This is a genomic window from Streptomyces sp. NPDC006265 (assembly GCF_040613555.1).
Taxonomy (GTDB): domain Bacteria; phylum Actinomycetota; class Actinomycetes; order Streptomycetales; family Streptomycetaceae; genus Streptomyces.
The window spans coordinates 1-1,920 of the sequence record NZ_JBEXSH010001251.1 but is presented as its reverse complement, the minus strand read 5'-3'; the positions used below and the strand labels follow the sequence as shown (position 1 = coordinate 1,920).

1 pseudogene is annotated in these 1,920 nt (G+C 69.1%); it reads left to right on the top strand.

Annotated elements, in window-relative coordinates:
- The first annotated feature begins 107 nt into the window (after window positions 1-107).
- A pseudogene (locus ABZ281_RS47695) lies at window positions 108-1,759 on the top strand (IS1182 family transposase).
- Window positions 1,760-1,920: the final 161 nt, after the last annotated feature.

The window sequence follows — 1,920 nt, the reverse complement described above, 5'->3', positions numbered from 1 at the left end:
CCGGGGATCGTGGACGCTGTTGGTTAATTCGGGCCCGTGCGTGACGTCGGCTCCCAAGACGCGGTTGTGGTCTTGGGAGCCGACGTTGTCGTATGGGGTGGGTGTCGATGTCTATGCAGCCGAGCGGGCCGGGCGAGATTCCGGCGGAGACGGTGCGGGTGGCTCGGGCGGCCTTCCCGAAAGGGAGCCTGGCGATCCGGGTCCGGGACGAGCTGGGGCCGTTGTTCACCGATGAGGAGTTCGCGGATCTCTTCCCGGCGCGGGGGAAACCCGCCTGGTCACCGGGGCGTCTGGCGTTGGTGCTGGTGTTGCAGTTCGTCGAGGGGCTCACCGACCGGCAGGCCGCCGAGGCGGTGCGGGCGAGGATCGACTTCAAATACGCCCTCGCGCTGGAACTGACTGATCCGGGCTTCGACTTCTCCGTGCTGTCGGAGTTCCGGGACCGTCTCATTGATGCGGAGGCGGGCAGGCGGGTGCTGGACGGCATCCTGACCGCGGCCCGGGACAAGGGACTGCTCAAGACCGCCGGCCGGGCCCGTACCGACTCCACGCACGTGCAGTCCGCGGCACGGGAACTGTGCTGGCTGGAGATGGTTGCGGAAACGCTGCGTTCGGCGCTGAACACGCTCGCGCAGGCTGCCCCCGACTGGCTGGCGGACACCGCCGAACCAGACTGGTTCAGGCACTACGCCACCCGGGCCGAGGACTCCCGGTTCCCCAAGGCCCACGCCAGACGGGAGGAGGTCGGCCGACGGATCGGGACGGACGGGATGCGACTGCTTGAGGCCGTCTTCTCGCCCCGGGCACCGGCCGGACTGCGGGAGCTGGAGCAGGTCCAGATCCTGCGGCAGATGTGGGTCCAGCACTTCCACCGAGTCGGGGCGAGGTGCGGCGGCGGGACCCAAAAGACCGCCCGCCGGGCGCAACGCGCCTGGTCACGCCCTATGACCCCGAAGCCAGGGGCAGCAAGAAACGCGACATCCTGTGGGACGGATACAAGGCCCATCTCACCGAGACCTGCGAGCCGGACATCCCGAACCTGATCACAAACGTCGCCACGACCGACGCCACCGTCCCGGACAGCGTGATGGCCGGCCCGATCCATGCCTCCCTCGCAGAACGGGACTGCCTGCCCGGCGAGCACTGGGTCGATGCCGGATATCCCAGCGCCGCCGCGCTGACGACCGCCCGGCGTGAGTACGGCATCGAGCTGCACGGGCCGCTGCAAGCCGTCACCGTCGCCCAGTCGAAGAACGGCAGCGGCTACGGACAGGACGCCTTCAGCATCGACTGGGACCAGCAGCAGGTGACCTGCCCGAACGGAGCCACCAGCACCCAGTGGGCCCTGCGCAGCTCTCAGCAGGAGCTTCCCGTGATCCGGGTCAGATTCTCACCCGCCGACTGCCGCCGCTGCCCCGCCTTGCGCGACTGCGTCAGCTCACCCAAGGCCGAACGCAGGGAACTCACCCTGCGGCAGCACGACGAGCACCAGACCCTCCAGCAGACCCGCGCCCTTCAACAGACCGACGAGTGGAAAGCCCGATACAAGATCCGTGCCGGAGCCGAAGGAACCATCTCCCAAGGCGTTGGGCGTTGCGGCTTACGCAGATCCCGCTACCAGGGCCTGGCCAAGACCAGCCTCCAGCACCAACTCACCGGTGCCGCCATCAACCTCGCCCGCATCGACGCCCACCTCACAGGCACACCACGGGCCCACACCCGCACCAGCCACTTCGCAGCACTTCGCCCCGCCGGATAGATCCGACGGGGCGAAGCAACCGGGCCCGAATTAACCAACAGCGTCCGTCACCGCTGCGGGCCCTCCGGCGTTCCCGTACGTCCCTGGGCCTCGGGTGCCGCCGAGCCCCGGCAGAGCCGTACAACGCCGCCGGGGTGGCCGAGAACCCGGGCGGTTCGACC